Genomic DNA, 19,638 nt, shown 5'->3' with positions numbered 1-19,638 from the left:
CCTTCTCAGAGAGAAGGGGTTTTTTTGCAATGAAACCACTAAAGAATAAAAAACTGTGTTTCTTTTGATGATTCCTCGCTATATCCTTTTCGATCGCCCACCTTATTGTTCCAGTTTTCTTCTCCTGATTCGCTTTCGTTAAAACTAGTCCACAAGAATGCCTCAAACTCCAAAAAAAACTATACCTACTCAATATTTCGGGAGATTCTTATCTCCCTTTTGGTTTTCCCTTTCGAAATCCTCCTTTTCCACCACCGCTTCCTGAAGGTTTTCTCCCTCCTCCACTTTCCCCTGAATATCTTCCGCTTCCTCCTCCTGAAGGTTTCCCTCCACTTCTTCGGAAGTATCCACCACTACCTCTTCCATGAAATCCTCCTGATCGCTTTCCTTCTCTTCCATCGCCTCCATTTTCTATATCAAAGAAAAAACGATTGAGTCGCTCTCCAGTAATACCAATGGATTGTGGTCCTGGAACATCATTTGATTGCAAAATATACGAGACTAATTTTTGCGCGGCTTGTTCAATACCCATGGTATTCACCAATTCTTCGAAAAATACGCCAGAAAATTCATGAATCTTTTGATTTTGCAATTCAATCATTAAGCGTTTCGCGTTTTCCTTTTGTACATCGCCCATTGTTGGAAGAGGACGATGAATCATTTGACTGCCAGATTTTTGTCGAATACGACGCAAATCACGCCATTCTCGTGGAGTAACAAGTGTTATTGCTCTTCCTTTTTCTCCTGCTCGAGCGGTTCTCCCAATACGATGGATATAGCTTTCTGGCTCAAAAGGAATATGAAAATTAATCACATGCGACACCTCTCGAACATCTAATCCACGAGCCGCAACATCCGTTGCAACAAGTATGGTCACAGCACCACCCTGAAAACTCTGCATAACGGATGATCGTTGTCGCTGTTCCATATCTCCATGAAGTCCTTTTGCAGGGTATCCTCGACTCATGAGCATAGTGGAAAGACGATCGACCTCACTCTTTGTTCGACAAAACACTACCGCCTTTTTTGGCTCCTCGCTCTCCATGATGCGAACAAGTGCATCATCTCGCTCGTGCTCATCAATAACACAATAAAGCTCTTCAATATCTTTATTGATGGCTCCATCTTCTTTTTTAGTAATACGAACAATTTCGGGAGTCTTAAGAATATTTTTTGCTAATGACTGAATTGGAGCTGGAATCGTTGCGGAAAAGAGAAGAGTCTGTCGACTCTCAGGAAGAAAAGAAAAAATTTCTTGAATATCATCTAAAAAACCCATATCAAGCATTTCATCCGCTTCATCAAGCACAATCATGGAAGGTGAAAATACGCCGAGTTTTTTTGTTTTCAAAAGATCAAGAAGGCGACCTGGTGTTGCAACGACCACCTGCGCCCCATTTCGAACCATTCCTATTTGCTGTGAATATGATTTTCCACCAGAAATAACCACAGTTTGAACGGCATCATATTTTCCAAACGCAAAAAGTTCATCGCTCACCTGATGCGCAAGTTCACGCGTAGGAGTGATAACGAGCAGTTGCGCTCCTTCTCCTTTTTTCATATTTTGCAAACATGGCAATCCAAATGCGGCAGTTTTTCCTGTTCCAGTATGCGCTTGGGCAACAATATCTTTTCCAGAGAGAATAACAGGAATAGCTTGCTCCTGAACAGGACTCGGATTTACAAATCCCATTTCGGAAATACTCTTCAGAAGATTGGGCTTCAGCCCGAGGTGTTCAAAGGTCATAGAGAAAGACAAAGAATCATCGACCAGATGTCCGTGATCACTGATCATTGACGAATGGGCAAAGAATGGTAACGACTTTTATTTGTTTTTGTAAAGGAAAAGATTATGTATTTCTCACTTTTCACTTTTTCCAACACAACAAAAACTCTCTTATTGCACTTTTCTCAAAAGATCCATCATTTCCTTTCGTTTACGGAGAAGCCTTCCTGTTCCAATATCTTCTCGATGAAACACGGGACCTTCTACAGCTTTTGTTGCTTCCTCTGCTAAATACTGAGCTTCAGGAAGCGAATCGGCAATCCCAACCACCGCCACTGCGCGTGACCCCTTGAGAAGAAATCGACCTTCCAGAACATCAACATTTCCATAAAAAAGCTCTACTTCTTCTGGAATTTTTGAATCATCAATAACAATAGGAACATCTTTTACAGGCTTTACCGGATACCCCTCTGGGACAATATACTTACAAACGGTTGCTTGTTCATAAAATTCTACTTCCATTTTTTTGAGGTTTCCCTCGAGAATAGCAGTACATACACTTACAAAATCACTTGCAAGAATCGGAAGTATATTCAGAGCTTCAGGATCACCAAATCGAGCATTGTATTCTACAAGACGAACTCCATTTTTTGTGGCAATAAAACCACCAAAAATAATCCCCTTATATTTTTCTTCACACTCCGCCTGAAGTGCTCCAATCACTTTCGTTGTCATTTCCTTTGCCTCATCAATATCCTTCTGAAGTAAAAAAGGAAGTGTATGGTTTGCATCTGATATGGAACCCATTCCTCCTGTATTTGGTCCCTCATCATCTACAAGCGCTCGCTTATTGTCTTGCACAACGGGCATAGGAACGATGGTTTCTCCATCACTAAAAAACATGAGTGAAAACTCTTGTCCAACGAGTTTTTCCTCAAGAAGAACTTTTCCCGATTCCTTGATACACTCCTTGGCATAGATCAAGCCTTCTTCGAGAGTGGAAAAATGGTCTCCTTGTACACGGACACCCTTTCCTCCGGCGAGACCATCAAACTTTACTACTATTTCTCCGCATTCCTTTGCAAATTCTAGCATCCCCTCTTCTTCAAAAAAGACTTGATACTTTGGATTTCCGGTGATCTCGTACTTATGAATAAGTTTTCGAGTAAAACTTTTTGAGCTTTCAATGCGTGCCAATCGTTTTGTGGGAGCAATACTTGGAACTCCTATTTCAGCAAGTACATCTGCAGCACCCTCAGCAATAGGACTTTCTGGTCCAATAATGGCAAAATCTGGTTTTTCCTCTTGCGCAATTTTCTGAAGATGTTTCATATCCAAAATATCTCCTATTTCTATTCGAGAAGAGAGATGAGCGATTCCTGCATTATGTGTATCGCAAAATGCAACAATGCTCGGTCGTTCCTTACTTTTGGAAAGAGCCTTACAGAGAGCATGTTCACGGGCTCCACTGCCAACAACAAGGATTTTCATGAAAATAACAAAATTTCTCGACCATTCTGACACAGTCAGAAAAAAATGTCATCTCTTCTTTTTTAAAATATCATCATTCTTTATTTCTTATCATTCCCCTCTTTATCACCAAATGATAGGAAGAAACGAAACAAGGGGTTTTTGTAATTTGCTTTTTCCAGAAGATGATGTTAGTATGGTAGGAATTTTTTAGAAAAACCGAGATGAAAACTCAGCACTTTTTCAGACCCCTCGGAGCGACTTTTTTTCTCGCTTCGCTTGTTCTTTCTCCATTTTCTGCATTTGCAGAAGATTTTGATCCTTTTGCAGCACCACCAAAAAATTTAAAACAAGAGGATACTGGTGGGTATGGAATCCAGTCTTATGTTCTTCAGGGTCCACCTCCGCCTCCTCCACCACCAATTGATGCTGATATCACCGAAACGACAGATGGAACAATAGAAGAAATGAATTATACCGGACAACTTATGCCGGGCGAGTCGGCTACTGCGGAAGAAAATTCGTATGAACTGCTCCTCGATTCTGGAGAAATCATTCCTATTTCCACAAAAAAAGACCTTGCTTCCTACTTGGGGAAAAAGGTAACGATTACGGCAATAACAAAAGATGGGGATTTTGAAATTCAAAAAATGTACGTTCACAGAGAGGAAGATATATCAATGAAAACAGCACCAGCACCAGAAACCATTAAACAATCGGAAACAGAAGCCCTGAAAGCGGCGGCGACTGGTTCGGGACTCTGGATTGCTATAGCAGCACTTGCCATTTTTCTTGCGAGTGTTGGATATGGATTTTTCAAGAAGGAACAAGTGGTGAGTTGGGCAGGAAATTTTGGAAAGAAACCTAAAGATCACGAGAAAGAATAGCTATCGTCACATACACATAAACATCAAAAAAACACCTCTCAACATACAAAGAGGTGTTTTTTTGTAGGAGACTTTTTTAAATACTCCTCAAATATTCATCTACCACATACTACTTGGGTCGTTTCCATGTTTTTCGAAATGCCTCAGCGTCTTTTTCGGTTGCGCTTTTTTCCTTCTCACTTCCATCGAGAAACAGTACAAAGTCGAGTTCTTGCGACTCTTTTTGGAATTCTCCATCAAACTTTTTGACAAAATTATTAGGCGAAAAGAGGGCTCTTCCGTTTATAGAATCGATATGATAAAACCTAAGGATCTTGAGAAAATTCTAAAATCTATTACTCAAGAGCCAAGGGAACTCTCATTTTCGTAAGACCAAATCCAAAATAGCTAATAGTAAACGTATTTTTCGTGGCAAAAGAAAGGAGTGCTTGGATCATATATCCAGAGATAACCGCTTGCAAAAGAAACATTGGAAACTTGCAGTAATGTGGCAAGAGAAACCCGTAACTAATGAGAAATAAAGAGAGGAAAAAATAATCAAGAAGATGATCCATAATAGTATCCCCACTTAATAAGTCCTGTGTTTCATGACCCTTCAACAACACCATCGAGAAGATCGGTAATGTACTGAAACACAACAAGAAGGAAGATTCACCAGAGAAATTGAACGTTATATTTCGCCAAAAATCCCAAAACAATAATACAAAGACTCCACACAAGCGTCAGCATAGTGAGGTGATATGTCTGAAGCCACTTTAGAACAAACGGAAGAAGGACATCGCAAAACGCTCTCCACTTAAAAAACCACGTTCCCTCTTTTTAATCTCCGGAAAATTCTGTCCCTTTACCTGTTTTTTGACTCATAGTTTCATTTTATCAAATAGTAGAAGAAAAGCGGAAAAATATTCCGCTTCACGAAAACTTCTCGACAGAGACAAAAAAAGCTCGTACAATGCGCCTTGCATTTTTTTATCCTTCTTTTTATGGCAGATCTTGCAAGGCACCGAAATATTGGTATTTTTGCGCATATTGATGCGGGAAAAACCACTACTACTGAGCGTATTTTGTTTTATGCCGGACGAACCCACAAAATTGGAGAAACTCACGATGGTGCTTCACAAATGGACTGGATGGAACAAGAAAAAGAGCGAGGAATTACCATTACCTCCGCTGCGACGTATTGCGAATGGAAAGGAACGTGGTCACAATTTCCACTCTATACCATTAATATTATCGACACTCCTGGACACGTAGACTTTACCGTAGAGGTAGAGCGCTCACTTCGTGTGCTTGATGGTGGAATAGCAGTCTTTGATGGATCGCAGGGGGTTGAACCACAGTCTGAAACCGTATGGCGACAGGCAGATAAGTATCGTGTTCCGCGCGTTGCATTTGTAAACAAAATGGACAAAATGGGGGCGGATTTTTATATGTCGCTTGATTCTATTCACAAACGCCTTTCACCAGATGCTATTGCTATTCAGCTTCCAATTGGTGCTGAGAGCGAATTTGTAGGAATTGTTGATCTCATAACAAAAAAAGCCTACCGCTACGAAGGAAAAGCAGGGGAAGATGTTATAGAAATTGAAATGCCGGCAGACATGGTTGATAAGGTTGAAGAATATCGCGAAAAACTCATTGAAAAAGCATCGGAGTTTGATGATGACCTTATGGAGAAATATCTCGGAGGAGAAGAAGTTACTGAGGAACAGATCAAAAAGGCTATTCGAAAAGGAGTCGTTCAGACCAAGGTTTATCCGGTGCTCTGTGGATCGGCACTGCAAAATACAGGAGTACAACAGACGCTTGACGCGGTACTCGACTATCTTCCAAGCCCACTCGATGTTCCGCCAGTTACAGGAAAAGATGAGAAAACGGAAACAGATGTTCAACGAAAACCAAGTGATGATGAGCCACTTGCCGCTATCATGTTTAAAGTGGCAACCGATCCGTTTATCGGAAAACTTTGTTTTTTCCGGGTCTACTCTGGAGTCATGAAATCTGGGTCATACGTCTACAATCCGCGCACGGGGAATAAGGAACGTGTCGGACGTATTGTTCAAATGCATGCAAATACCCGAAAAGAAATCGAAAGTGTTCCCGCCGGAGGCATTGGTGCCGCAGTAGGAATTAAAGATGTTCGAACAGGAGACACTCTTTGCGATCCTGATAAAGCAGTTATTCTTGAGGAAATGACTTTTCCAGAGCCAGTTATTTCTATCGCCATTGAGCCAAAGACAAAAGCAGATCAAGAGAAAATGGGAACCTCACTTGGAAAACTTACTGAAGAAGATCCAACCTTTCGTGTTCGAACCGATGAAGAAACTGGACAAACCATTATTTCGGGAATGGGAGAACTCCACCTCGATATTATTGTGGACCGACTTCGTCGCGAGTTTAAAGTGGAAGCAAATGTAGGAAAACCACAAGTTGCTTACCGAGAAACAATTCAAAAAGAAGTCAGTGTGGAAGAAAAATATGCAAAGCAAACGGGAGGACGCGGACAGTATGGTCACGTTCTCATCACTATTGCCCCACAAGAAGCAGGGAAGGGATATGAATTTCAAGATAAAGTGGTGGGAGGACGTATTCCAAAAGAGTTTATTCCAGCGGTTGATAAGGGAGTAAAGGAGGCAATGACCCGTGGAATTGTGGCAGGATACCCTGTTGTGGATGTTCTCGTTCAACTTACTGATGGAAGTTACCACGATGTCGACTCGTCTGAATTTTCGTTTAAGGCAGCTGGATCACTCGCTTTCCAAAAGGCGGCAAAAATAGCGAGTCCCATTTTGCTTGAACCAATCATGGCGGTAGAGGTGGTGACTCCCGAAGAATATATGGGAGATGTTATGGGAAATATTAATTCTCGACGTGGACAAATTAACGAAATGACCGATCGCGGAACAGCAAAGGTTGTTCGTGCAAAAGTGCCGCTCGCAGAAATGTTTGGCTATGCTACAGATGTTCGCTCTATGACACAGGGGCGTGCTAACTACTCCATGGAATTTTCTCATTATGAGAAGGTTCCAAAAAATGTAGAAGAGAAGATCCGAGAAGAGCGCGGAATAAAATAAAGAACAACGAAATAATCTTTTGTGTCTTAAATGAGGGGAAAAATCCCCTCATTTTTTGAATTATCGCTCAAAGAATATTCCCTCTCTTGTCGTTTCCAAAATACTTCAAATTGTTTTCGAGAAATATTTGGAGATCGATTCTGAATGCGAATCCATGCCTCTTCCTTTTCAACAGAAAGAGAAATATATTCATCAAAATATTCAAAAAGACCCAATGAAAAAGGGAGCGCCACAACCATAAAAAGCACGTCTTCTGTTTTACGATACGGTCTAAGTATATGAAGGAGTTCTTTTTTAAGAAGAGGATGCACAATTTTCTCTAAATCAGAAAGGGCAGAAGCGCTTCTACACGCTTTTTCTCGTAATACATTTCGATCGATATTTCCGAGAGAAGAAAAAATATCATTCCCAAACTGATTTCGAAGACGATTCTGAAAAAGAGTATTCTTCAGAATTTCGTGACCAATACTATCTGCCTCACAAATTTTTGCTTTTCCAGAGAAGTGTTCGGCATTATATTGCCTTGCATAGGTACTTTTTCCTGAACCAATCATTCCAACAATACCAAGAATCATAAAGAAGAGGTTCTTTGTTCAGAGACATGAGAAGCCACCATACTCGCCAAAAGTCCTTTGAGTGCCTCGGACTCAACCATGCGTTGTTCTGATAAAAATTGATCTCGAATTTGAAGAATCTGGAGTTCTACTCGTTTGGGACGAGCAATATTATGAAGAGCCACTTTCCCTCCGGTAGTCATGGAAACAGAGGCATCTCCAAATCCAAGTATGGTTCCGAAAAACCCATTTACTTCCCAAGATACTTCGCGCACTTCAGAGTAAGGAATACGAGAACTGAGGTGATGAAAAATTCCACGCCATTCTATATCAATAAGTGACATATTTGTTGCAACCCAAGCATCAAAGTACCAATCAGCAAAATGATAAAAAAACCAACACCAAAAAAGAATCGTCCAAATCACTGCTCCCCAGAAGAAAGCAGGAAAAAAAAACCATGCCGTCCACGGCACCAAAAAACCGAATACAGCCGTCTTTATTGCTTTTGGAAAAATCTCAATCCAGTGCTTATGTGCGACAAACAGAACATACTCTCCGTTTTCGAGGTGTCGCCGAAAGAAAAAATTCCATTCCATAGTGCACTGAACATTGTTTCAAACCCCTTTCTCTTTCGCAACTCAATTGACTTTCCCCTACTTTTTTTTATGATGAAAATAAAATTTCTCATATTTTTCTGAAATCTCCCAAAAAAATCGTTGCTGAAGCTTGGAACATTACTGTTTTTCATCGACAGGAACTTTTTCGATTTGGCTTTATCCCATCGTTTCTCTCCCTCTTTCTTACGGGATGGTATATTTTTTATCAAATATACTCATTCGCATCACCAGAGCAAAGAAATGGAAGTGGGGAAATCATTCTCCTATCTCTCGTAAAGATATGGAATATTATCAGTCACAATAACCTATTCTCCATGCTTTTTTATGGAATTCTTTTGAGCATCTTTTTGGGGTGGTTTTTTGCGCAGATACTTTGCAGAGCAATATTGACTCGTAAAATTTCTAGTATATGGCGAGGAGAAAAGTCAGAAAAAGAAGTGTCAAAAACTTTTTCTGGATTCCTTCCTCTTTTTGAGATGGCGATTCTCAAAAAAGTACTAAGCCCCATTACTTTCTTTACAGAATTTTCTTTTCTTTTTCGGTATCTTTCCCAAAGAGGAGATTTTCTTTTTCTTCCCTTTTTTCTGATTGGAGTCGTGGGCATAGTCATTCTCTTTTTACTCTCTTTTACAACGCAAATGATCATACTGAGAGGGAAAAACACCCTCGAATCTGTTTTACTTTCTTTTCAGCTCGTTTTTTCCTATTTCTGGAAAATATTTCATGTCTTCCTCCTTTTTCTCCTTGTGGAAGTGCGAGTGTTTCTGAATATTCTTTTGGTACTTCTTTTCCCCATGCTTCTCATAGGAGGAACAGGATTTTTTGCAATTTTTCTCTCAGAAAAAATAGGGCTTCTCCTTTCTCTTTGTATTCTTCTTTTTTTTACCGTTATCGCATCATACATAGGTGGTATTCTCTTTGTTTTTTCTGAAGCTATTTGGACAGTGGCTTTTCTTCGTTTTTCAGAAGAAAAACAGAAGGAAGAATCTCTTTCTGCATTTTCAGGAGAGACACCCTCTTTATCCCCGTAACATGAAAACCGATTTCCTTGTTCTTGGAAGTGGTATCGCTGGTATTTCTACAGCACTTCGTCTTTCTACACTGGGAAAAGTAACAGTGCTCACAAAGGGAAAAGAGATTTCCGGATCCAGTCCGCTTGCACAGGGTGGTATTGCCGCTGGGATAAGCACAATAGATATTCGAGATCATTTTCAAGATACTCTCTTTGCGGGAGCACATCATAATACTACAAAGGCAGTGGAGGCACTCGCTCTTGGAGCAAAAGAGGCTCTTGATTTTCTTCGGAGATATGGTGTTTCGTTTTCCGAATCATTGCATCGAGAAGGGGGGCATTCTGAAAATCGAATATGGCATGTCCACGATTACACCGGAAAATCTATTATGAAAATACTCTTAGAAGCTGTTCGAAAAAATGATCACATTTTTGTTCAAGAAGAAACCTTTGTTTCAGACTTTCTCATACGAGATGGTGCACTTTTTGGAGTAGAGGCAATATCAAAAGGAGAAGTACAGCGATTTTTTGCAAGTCGAGTAGTGCTTGCCACCGGTGGAGCAGGACAAATCTATGCGGAAACAACAAGTCCGCTGGAGTGTACTGGCGACGGCATTGCCATGGCAAGACGCTCTGGAGCCGAAATAAAAGATATGGAATTTGTGCAGTTTCACCCAACGGCACTTTCTGCAGAAGAATCACCACTTTTTCTCCTGACAGAGGCGCTTCGTGGAGAGGGTGCCAAGCTGGTCACCATTACTGGAGAGGAGGTTTGCGACCCTCTTCTTCCGCGAGATGAAGTATCGAGAAGCATTTTTCTTTCGGAGCAGAGGGGAATTCCTGTCTATCTTGATCTTCGGGAAAAACCACAATCGTTCTGGGAAAGACATTTCCCCTCGGTATCGGAGAGACTTTCTTTTTACAACATTAATCCAGAGCAAGAGATTGTCCCCATCCTTCCAGCAGCACACTTTTTTTGTGGAGGAGTAATGACCGATCTTCGAGGAAGAACAACGCTTCAAAAACTCTCTGCAGTAGGAGAGGTTGCTTGCTCAGGGGTTCATGGTGCAAATCGACTTGCGAGTAATTCTCTTCTGGAAGGTCTCGTATTTTCGCGTCTTATTTTTGAGGATTTTCAGGAACAAGTACGAAAAGACAAATTACATCCGCCAGATGACTCTGGACATTTTGAAACTCGCCCCTTTACTCCCGAAACTCGGGAAGATACTGAAATTCGAAAACAGATTCAACGCCTCTGCTGGAAATACCTCGGTATTATTCGAAGTCCCGAAGGGGAAGAACAGGCAAAAGAAGATCTTGCTCGTCTTACTCCAACGGGAACGGAGACAAAAAATATGCTTGCAGTAGCAACATTTGTTGCTCAGGCGGCATGTCAACGAAAAGAATCACTCGGGTGTCATTTTGTGACCAAAAAGAAGTAAAAAAACAGATGCATTCTTTGGCATCTAAAGTCTGAAACTGGTATCTTTTTTGACGATGAGAAGACGAAAACCCCATCGGCAGTCGTTCTCCAAAAAATTCTTTCCCAATCGCCTTTTGGCGGCACAAATTGGAGCGGGAATTCTTTTTGGCATTATTCTCTTTCGGATTTTTGAGCTTCAGGTTGTTTCTGGAGAAGCATACTATGAACGTGCCTTGCGTCAGCGGAATGGTCTTATTGAAATTCCTGCTCGTCGTGGAGAAATTTTGGTACGAGATCAAAATACAAACACCCTTGTAAAGCTTGCCACAAATACTACGCTCGACCTCGTCTATGTTGATCCAAAAGTTACTCCAGATAAAAAACTTGTTGCCAAAACTCTTGCTCCTCTTCTCTACACAAATGAAGATCATGAAGCATGCCTTAAAAATCCAAAATTGTGCCCAGAAGGAAGCGTTCGAATTGTAGAGCAAGATGCTCCAAAAGAAGGAGATTCAAAGAACTATCGTCCTCCAGAAGTTGTTTTTCCGACAAAAGATGAGGCAGTTGCCGCCTATGCTCTTGAGATATTTCGGCGTATTAATCGGGAAAAGGTCGATTTTGTACTTCTCGGAAGAGATGTCTCTGATGAAACTCTTGAATCTATAGAAAAATTTGGTTTTCCCGGAATTGATATTGCTCGGGAAACTTTTCTCGTGTACGCCGATCCGACAAAAGTTCCTCAGGGAAAGCAAGACCGCATGAAAATTGCCTCTGCACTCAGCCCCCTTCTCAATGTTCCCACAGAGAATATTGAAAACCTTTTACAACAAAAAGACCTTCGATATGTTCGATTAAAAAATAAAATTCGCCCCGAAGTTTCTGAAAAAATTCAAGAAATAAAAACCGCCTCCTACGAAACCTACCAGCAATCAAAAGCGGAAATTCTTGCCAAAAAACTCGACAAAGACCCCATACCCGATTACTTTCGCGGAGTGGTACTTGTGCCAGAACATTGGAGATACTATCCAGAAAACACTCTCGCTTCTCAGGTAATTGGATTCGTAAACCGTGAAGGAACGGGACAGTATGGTATTGAAGGAAAATTTCATCGCCTCCTTTCGGGAAAAACTGGTTCTATTCGAAGTGAAAATGATGTTTCTGGAAAAAGTGTTGATCCAACGAGCATTAAGAATGCAGAAGATGGCGTAAGTTTTGTTCTCACTCTTGATCGAGTTATTCAAAAAAAGGTGGAGGAGGTGCTTGAAGAATCCACAAAAAAGTTTAAGGCAGACTCTGGTCAGATTATTGTCATGGAACCTAAAACCGGAAGAATTCTCGCACTCGCAAATGCACCATCGTTTAATCCAAATGAATATGCAGATGCTCTCACTCTTAGGAGAACAGGACCTGATGATACAAAGACGATTTTTAAAACAACACCTCTCTTTCGAAAAGACAAATTTGGACGGTATCAGCCCGCTACTTTTGAAGAATTTGAGGAGGCATGGAAACTGGAATTTGATCCAGAGTTTTATATTTATGAAAACGGTCTTGGACCAGGAGCGTTTGTAAATCGCACCATTCAAGAGGTATATGAGCCTGGTTCTGTATTTAAACCACTCATTATGGCGGCGGGCATTGAATCGGGAGAGGTGACTCCCACAACCACATTTCTTGAAGATGGACCCGTGCAGGTAGGTAGCTTTACCATTCGAACTGCTTTAGATAAGTACAATGGTATTCAAACTATGACAAACGTTCTCGAGACATCATCAAATGTAGGAATGGTATTTGTGGCTCTTCGTTTGGGAAAAGCGGTGATGCACAGCTTTATTACTGATAAATATAATTTTGGAGATTACACTGATATTGAGCTTGACCAAGAAGAACAAGGAAAAGTGCTTCCTCGAAAAGATTGGTCAGATGCACATCTCCTTACCGCAAGTTTTGGACAAGGACTTACAGTAACGCCTCTCCAAATGGCACGTGCGTGGAGTGCTCTTGCAAATGGCGGCGTAATGATGCAACCACAAATTATTTCAGAAAAAGATTATCCCGATGGAACAAAAGAGATTATTGAACCAGCCGCTGTTCGAAGAGCAATTTCAACCGACACTGCGACAACCATTACCAGTATGCTTGTTTCTTCTGTGGAAAGAGGTGTCGCACATACGGCACATATTCCAGGATATAAAATAGCCGGAAAAACAGGAACATCACAAATTGCTGGTTCAGACGGAAAGTATGAAACAGGAGAAGGAAGTTTTGTCACCTCTTTTGCTGGCTACGCTCCAGCATACGACCCTCGTTTTCTTATTCTCGTTAAATTTGATCGCCCCCGATACGGAACCGAGAACACATGGGGGGCGACGACTGCCGCACCTGTTTTTCGGGAAATAATGGCTTTTTTATTGGAATACGGAAATATTCCTCCAGAAGAATAAAAAGTTTTCTAACTAATTAGAAAAAGACTGTTTATTGCGATTCCCAAAAAAACGTGAAACAATAGGAATGAATTCACTTCTCTGAATTTTTTCATTTCCATAAAGTCAGCGAGATGTCTAAAAAAACTCCCACACAACTTCCTCCACGATCTCCCAAGAAGAAATCTTCTCCATGGATTATTCTTATCGTTGTTGTTCTTGTTGCCACATTCTTTTCTTATTTTTTTGGACCTCCATCTGATACATCCCTGAAAGAAATTCCTATTTCAGAACTTCGTGAAAATTTTGAATCAGGAAAATATTCATCCATCAAGATAAGGGGAGAATCGGTGCTTGCCACCATTCGAGATTCTGATGAAAAAGAGAAGGCTATTCGTCTTGCAAACGAAACTGTTTCCGATCTCGGCTTGTTAAATGCTCCCGAAGGAACAACAGTGGAAGTGGTAAGCACAGAGGCACAAAATATTCTCCAAAGAGTTCTCTTTGATTTTCTTCCTCTTTTTCTTATTCTCGGAATTATCGTTTTTTTCATGACCCGCATGGCGAAAAATGCCGGAGGAGCATTTTCGTTTGGACAGTCGAAGGCAAAAATTTTTGACCGTCGAAAGAAAAAGACCAAATTTTCTGATGTTGCCGGTGCCTACGAAGCAAAAGAAGAACTAACAGAAATCGTCGATTTTCTAAAAAATCCAAAAAAATACGTCAAAATTGGAGCAAAAATTCCTCGAGGAGCGCTCCTCGTTGGTCCTCCTGGAACAGGAAAAACACTACTCGCTCGTGCGGTAGCAGGTGAAGCTAACGCCCCTTTTTTCTCTATTTCTGGTTCGGAATTTGTTGAAATGTTCGTAGGAGTGGGAGCAAGTCGTGTTCGTGACCTCTTTGAAAAAGCAAAAAAGAATGCTCCGGCGATTATTTTTATTGATGAAATTGATGCGGTTGGTCGTCAACGTGGTGGTAGTGGATTTGGTGGCGGGCACGACGAACGCGAACAAACACTCAACCAAATTCTTACCGAAATGGATGGGTTTGATAATGAAACAAATGTCATCGTCATGGCGGCAACCAATCGCCCTGACGTTCTTGATAAAGCATTACTCCGACCTGGACGATTTGATCGTCGTATTGTTATCGATAGTCCAGATATAAAGGCTCGAGAAGAAATTATTGAAGTACACACGAGAAACAAGCCTCTTGCTCCAGACATAAATCTTCGAGATATTGCTAAAATTACTGTTGGTTTTTCTGGTGCCGATCTTGAAAACCTTGTAAATGAAGCAGCTATTTTGGTAGCACGCGAAAATCGAAAAAATATCACCCAAAAAGATCTCAGTATTTCTATGGAAAAGATTTCCTTGGGACGTGAGAGAAAATCTCTTGTTATGAAACCAGAAGCTCGCCGAAAAACCGCCTATCATGAAACAGGGCACGCAATGATGGCATATTTGCTTCCCAACGCAGACCCTGTGCATAAGCTCTCTATTGTTTCTCGTGGAATGGCGCTTGGTGTGACTTGGACAATGCCAGAAGAAGATCAATATTCTATTTCGCGTGATAAATTTCTCGATGAAATTTGTGTACTTCTTGGAGGATATTCCGCTGAAGAAATTATGTTTGGGCAACATGAAACAGGTGTTTCAGATGATCTGAAGAAAGCGACACGAAAAGCAAGAAGCATGGCGGTTCGCTATGGTATGGCACCAGAAATTGGACCTGTTAGCTTTTCCGACTCGGAGGATCACTCTGGTTTTGAGAGCTTCGGAGTAAAAGGGGTTTCTGAGGAATATCTGAAAAAAATTGATGAATTTGTCGAAAAAACTATTCGAGAGTGTCTCAAAAGGAGCATGTCTCTTTTGACACAAGAAAAGGAAACTATGGTAATAATTGCCGAAAAGCTTCTCGAGGTGGAAACGTTAAACAGAGAAGAGTTTGAAGCACTTTGTGCAAAGATGAAGAAAAAAGCCACCTCTCCAAAAGGGGAAATAAAGCAAAAATAGAAGAAATAAAAAATCTTTGAATCTCATTTGTGAGTGTGGGTTTAGGACGGTATATCCTCCTTTCTTTTTTCAGAAAAAAAAGGTAGAGTAATCTGATATATTCGCATCTTCTCATGAGAAGTACATCCCTTTTTTTCTTTTTTGTATTCAAATGGAGTATTCCATTTGTTTTTTTGACATTCATTTGCATTCCATCAACACTTTCTGCATGGACTCCAGATGAAAAATCCACACTCGACCCACTCTATTCCAACGATTGGAATATTGTCTCTCATAACGCAAGCAGTTGGGAACGATCTGGAGATATTCAAACCCCTGGTGATGATATTTTTCTCAATACATCTGGAGGAGTTGCCATTGGAACTACCATTCTTCCCGCAGATGTAAAACTGGGAGTTCAGGGGAAAATAGGGGCCACCGAATATTGTGATGAAAACGGAGAAAATTGTATTCAAATTTCAAATATTGTTTTTTGGGGCGGGCTTTCGTGTTCAGAGGGAGAGATAATAAAGATGAAAAATGGAGTTTGGATATGTTCCGCAGACACAATTGGCGGAAGAACTGATGGTGGAGATATGACAAACTGTGCTGATGGATCCATTCTTAAGTTTAGTGTAATTTCTGGAGAATGGGAGTGTGCCCCTGACCTTCAGGGCGCTATTCAAAATCTTTCCTGCAAAGAAGGGGAGATTCCAAAATATAAAAATGGACAGTGGGAATGTGCTCTCGATACCATCGGTGAAGGAGGGGTGAATGATAATTTCTCTTGCAATTTTGGGGAGATTATTAAGTTCAACGGAACTTCTTGGGAGTGCGCTTCGGATGAAAGCGGTTCTGGAGGAGAAAGTGCAACTTGGGGAAGTATCACGGGAACCCTTTCGAGTCAGAGTGATCTAAATACTGCTCTGAATGATAGACTCTCTCTTTCGGGAGGAACAATGACAGGACAGCTTCTTCTTTCGGGAAATCCGACAAGTGCGTTTGGGGCTGCAACAAAACAGTATGTTGATAGTGCGATTGCAGGAGGCGGAGACACAAACTGGATTCTCTCTGGAAGTGATATATACAGCGGAGTCTCGGGCAACGTAGGAATTGGAACTGCTTCTCCCACAGAAAAATTAGTGGTCGATGGAAATGTTCGAATCACCAATGGTTCGGATATTTGTATTGAAGGAGGAAATTGTCTCTCAAGCGTAGAAGGAGTTAGCGATAATGACTGGACCGTAGTGGGCGGAGGAACGCAGACAGATTCTTGCCATGCGTATCAAACATACTCCTCACCCTATTGTACCCTTACTGCAACGAATATCGGAGGAGGAAACTACAGGCTGAATTATACTATTGATTTTCAAAATTCCGGATGGTGGAGTCGTGCTGATGCGACCTACGGCAAAATTTATCCAGATGATATCCGTATCGACAAAACAGCCGCTCAACAGAGTGGATCAGTAGTGGTTACCCCTTCTCAGAGAGAAATTTATTGGTTCCGTTTTCCAGGAGGGACAGTTGCAAGTCCGTCACCCAATCCTATCATTTGTTCTATTCCTGCTCCCATTGGTGGATCGGCTTCCGCATCAGGAATCTGCGGATCTGCCCATGAAAGCACATTCTCCTCAACACCAACAGCAAACCTCTGTAGCTCTGGAACGGCTACTGCAATTACAACCGGTGCGTATACTGACGCATCATATTATTGGCAGTGTGTTGAGCAACAAACAGAAACTATGTACAGCGGAGTCTCGGGAAACGTAGGAATTGGAACTGCTTCTCCCAATGCCAAACTCCATGTTAAAACTGATACTGGAACAAATGCTGAAATAGATATTCAAAGTGGGGAATTGACTCACTGGGGAATGTATCAAGACGAAAACACTTCCGATTTGCAATTTTGGAATACAGATAATCGTGTCACTTTTACCAATGATGGAAAAGTAGGAATTGGAACCACTTCTCCTACACAAGCACTTGATGTGAATGGGAGAATAAAAGGAACAGAACTTTGTATTGCTGGCGCTTGCCGATCTTCTTGGCCAAGCGGAGCAAGCTGGGGAAGTATTACGGGAAGCCTTTCGAGTCAGAGTGATCTAAATACTGCTCTGAATCAAAGACTCTCTCTTTCAGGAGGAACAATGACAGGACAACTTCTTCTTTCGGGAAATCCGACAAGTGCGTTGGGGGCTGCAACAAAACAGTATGTTGATGGAGCTGTTTCAGCCGTTTCTCTCAAAGAAATTCATGATGCTGATAACAACACCAAAGTACAGGTAGAAGAAAGTACCAATGAGAATAAGATTCGTTTCGACACCAATGGAACCGAACGGATGATTATTGATAATAGCGGAAATGTAGGAATTGGAACCACAAGCCCACTGGGAAAACTCCATATTTATAACCCCGCCAATGCTGGCGCAGAACTTATTCTCGAGACTGTTTCTAGTGCACAAGCTGCTGCTATTCGATTTTATGCAGATGGAATCTTTTTGGGAAACATTGGTTATCTTCCCGGGCTAGATGGAATGGGAATAGGAGGAGGAAATGAACAAGCCTCCAGTATTTTTGTCCAACGAAATACACAAGATGTCGGAATTGGAACCACAAGCCCACTGGGAAAACTCCATATTTATAACCCCGTCAATACTGGCGCAGAACTTATTGTTGATAGCATTTCAACAGGAATTACGGCGATTCAACTGTATTCAGGAGGAGTTTCAAAGGGATCTATTTCCTACAACCCTGCAGTTGGAGCTAATACCATATCACTCGGAAGTGATACGAATGGTAATGTGATCAATATTCTTCGTACTAATAATTATGTCGGTATTGGAACAATTTCACCCGCCTATCAACTTGATGTCAATGGGTATATCCGTGGAACGAATGTTGCTCCATCTGATATTCGTCTCAAAAAAGATATTGTGACATTGAGTGATTCTCTCTCAAAAATATTGCATCTTCGTGGAGTCTCTTACTTTTGGAAAGATTCAGAAAAAGGAGAAGAAAAACAAATTGGAGTGATTGCGCAAGAAGTAGAAAAAGAATTTCCTGAACTCGTTTTAGAAGATAATGAGGGAATGAAGTCGGTCAATTACTCTGCTCTTGTTGCTCCGCTTATTGAAGCAGTAAAGGAACAGCAGAAGGAGATTGAGCGTCAACAAGTACAGATTGAGCTCCTTTCTTCAAAGATAGAAAAACTGGAACAGTAAATTATTGCAAACAAAGAACGACGTTATTTTTCCTCTGTTCGCATATAGAGTGTTCTTGTGGGAAATGCCATGGAAATTCCTTCTTGCTCAAACGCCTTTAGAATGGCGAGATTAATGGATTCTTGAATATCCATGTAGACGTTGTATTCTGGAGAATCGACATAATAGACACACTCAAATGTCAAACTGCTCTCACCAAACGAGGAAAAATGGCATCGGTCGTATTCTGTCAGTTTTTCATCATGAATAATGTTCTGAATCATTTCCGAAATATGCTCAAGTTTTTTGGTAGGCGTTCCGTATTCCACCCCAAAAGTGAACACAATGCGACGGCGATTCATCTTTTTAAAATTCAAAACACGCGTAGAGGTGAGCTCTTGATTTGACACAACAAGCTCTTCTCCGCGGAGCGTCATAATGCGTGTTGTTTTGAGACCTATTTTTTTCACCACGCCCATGTCGTTTCCAACGATAATAAAATCATCAATCTGAAACGGACGATCAAAATAAATAGAGAAGCTCGAAAAAAGGTCTCCTAAAATATTCTGTGCCGCAAGGGCTACTGCAATACCACCAATTCCAAGGGAGGCGGCAAGCGCAGTAATATCGTACCCAAGATTCGAGAGAATCATGAGTCCACCAATAACCCAAAGAAGAATGGTAGCAACGAGACGCATGCCATTTTTTGCCATCTCACTGTCCTTTTTCAGTGATCGCTCAAAGGTGATATCGATAAAAAGATGAGCAAAACGAACGGCTTCGAGAATAATAAGGAAGAAAAAGATTCCATCAAGTGCCTTATGAAATGAACCACCAAGAGAAAGTGATTTCATCATAAGATAAAACGCGAGGAAGAAATAAAAGAACGAAGAAATGCCTTCTACAACAGTAATAATCTCGTCATCAAGTTTATCTTCTGTCTTTTCTGCAAATATTCGGAGGTGTTTTAAAATAACCGTTCGAAAAAGAATAATAGCAATCCAAATAAGAATAAATACGGAAAGGGCAAAGGAATATGCCCCAATAGTATTTCCGAAAATCGTGTATGAGAGTGTTGGTTCGATTGATTCGAGAATTGGTTCGATTGATTCGAGAAACGGAACGACATTCATTATTTGTATAAAAAATCACACTCATTATAGCCAAAAATAGTACCAAAACGTAAATCCATCTGATTCTTTTTATAGACTCAGTTCTCCAGAATTTCCTTTTTTGCTATAAAAGGAGAAGTCTT

The 19,638-nt window shown here is 41.0% G+C and carries 12 protein-coding genes; 7 read left to right on the top strand and 5 right to left on the bottom strand.

All coding sequences use genetic code 11. The features are described 5' to 3' along the window. Positions 1-208 precede the first annotated feature (208 nt). Positions 209-1,747 carry a DEAD/DEAH box helicase gene (locus tag IPN35_06540; protein ID QQS59208.1) on the bottom strand — a complete coding sequence of 513 codons (1,539 nt, stop codon included), beginning with the start codon at positions 1,745-1,747 and terminating at the stop codon, positions 209-211. 150 nt (positions 1,748-1,897) lie between these two features. Next, entirely contained in the window at positions 1,898-3,217 is a 1,320-nt protein-coding gene (purD, locus tag IPN35_06535; protein QQS59207.1) for a phosphoribosylamine--glycine ligase, read from the bottom strand. Positions 3,218-3,420: 203 nt separating this feature from the next. On the opposite strand from purD, the gene IPN35_06530 reads away from it, so the two are divergent. Further along, complete coding sequence (locus tag IPN35_06530) at positions 3,421-4,083, top strand: hypothetical protein (GenBank protein ID QQS59206.1); 663 nt, start codon at positions 3,421-3,423, stop codon at positions 4,081-4,083. Between the two features lie 983 nt (positions 4,084-5,066). Beyond that, positions 5,067-7,157 carry an elongation factor G gene (fusA, locus tag IPN35_06525; GenBank protein QQS59205.1) on the top strand — a complete coding sequence of 697 codons (2,091 nt, stop codon included), beginning with the start codon at positions 5,067-5,069 and terminating at the stop codon, positions 7,155-7,157. A gap of 26 nt (positions 7,158-7,183) precedes the next feature. Here fusA and coaE read toward each other — a convergent pair whose 3' ends face one another. Both coaE and IPN35_06515 read right to left on the bottom strand, forming a co-directional pair. Continuing rightward, complete coding sequence (coaE, locus tag IPN35_06520; protein ID QQS59204.1) at positions 7,184-7,732, bottom strand: dephospho-CoA kinase; 549 nt, start codon at positions 7,730-7,732, stop codon at positions 7,184-7,186. Continuing rightward, positions 7,729-8,307, bottom strand: a complete 579-nt coding sequence (locus IPN35_06515; GenBank protein QQS59203.1) for a hypothetical protein — start codon at positions 8,305-8,307, stop codon at positions 7,729-7,731. The genes coaE and IPN35_06515 overlap by 4 nt, the downstream gene beginning before the upstream one ends. A gap of 497 nt (positions 8,308-8,804) precedes the next feature. Here IPN35_06515 and IPN35_06510 point away from each other — a divergent pair, with 497 nt between their 5' ends. From IPN35_06510 to IPN35_06490, 5 genes are all read left to right on the top strand, one after another. Continuing rightward, the gene (locus IPN35_06510; protein ID QQS59202.1) at positions 8,805-9,359 is read left to right on the top strand and encodes a hypothetical protein; all 555 of its coding nucleotides are present in this window, start codon (positions 8,805-8,807) and stop codon (positions 9,357-9,359) included. 1 nt (position 9,360) lies between these two features. Further along, a complete protein-coding gene (locus IPN35_06505; GenBank protein QQS59201.1) occupies positions 9,361-10,782 on the top strand; it encodes an FAD-dependent oxidoreductase in 1,422 nt (473 codons plus the stop codon). A gap of 55 nt (positions 10,783-10,837) precedes the next feature. After that, a complete protein-coding gene (locus IPN35_06500) occupies positions 10,838-13,207 on the top strand; it encodes a penicillin-binding protein 2 (GenBank protein ID QQS59200.1) in 2,370 nt (789 codons plus the stop codon). A gap of 113 nt (positions 13,208-13,320) precedes the next feature. Beyond that, complete coding sequence (gene ftsH / locus IPN35_06495) at positions 13,321-15,201, top strand: ATP-dependent zinc metalloprotease FtsH (protein QQS59199.1); 1,881 nt, start codon at positions 13,321-13,323, stop codon at positions 15,199-15,201. 173 nt (positions 15,202-15,374) lie between these two features. Beyond that, positions 15,375-18,404 (top strand): tail fiber domain-containing protein, encoded by a 3,030-nt coding sequence (locus IPN35_06490; GenBank protein ID QQS59198.1) that lies wholly within the window; start codon positions 15,375-15,377, stop codon positions 18,402-18,404. A gap of 23 nt (positions 18,405-18,427) precedes the next feature. Here the strand turns inward: IPN35_06490 and IPN35_06485 are convergent, their stop codons facing one another. Beyond that, positions 18,428-19,516, bottom strand: coding sequence for a mechanosensitive ion channel family protein (locus tag IPN35_06485; GenBank protein QQS59197.1), 1,089 nt, complete (start codon positions 19,514-19,516; stop codon positions 18,428-18,430). Positions 19,517-19,638: the final 122 nt, after the last annotated feature.

The organism is Candidatus Peregrinibacteria bacterium (assembly GCA_016699755.1).
Classification (GTDB): domain Bacteria; phylum Patescibacteriota; class Gracilibacteria; order CAIRYL01.
This window is presented reverse-complemented; position numbering and strand designations above follow the sequence as displayed.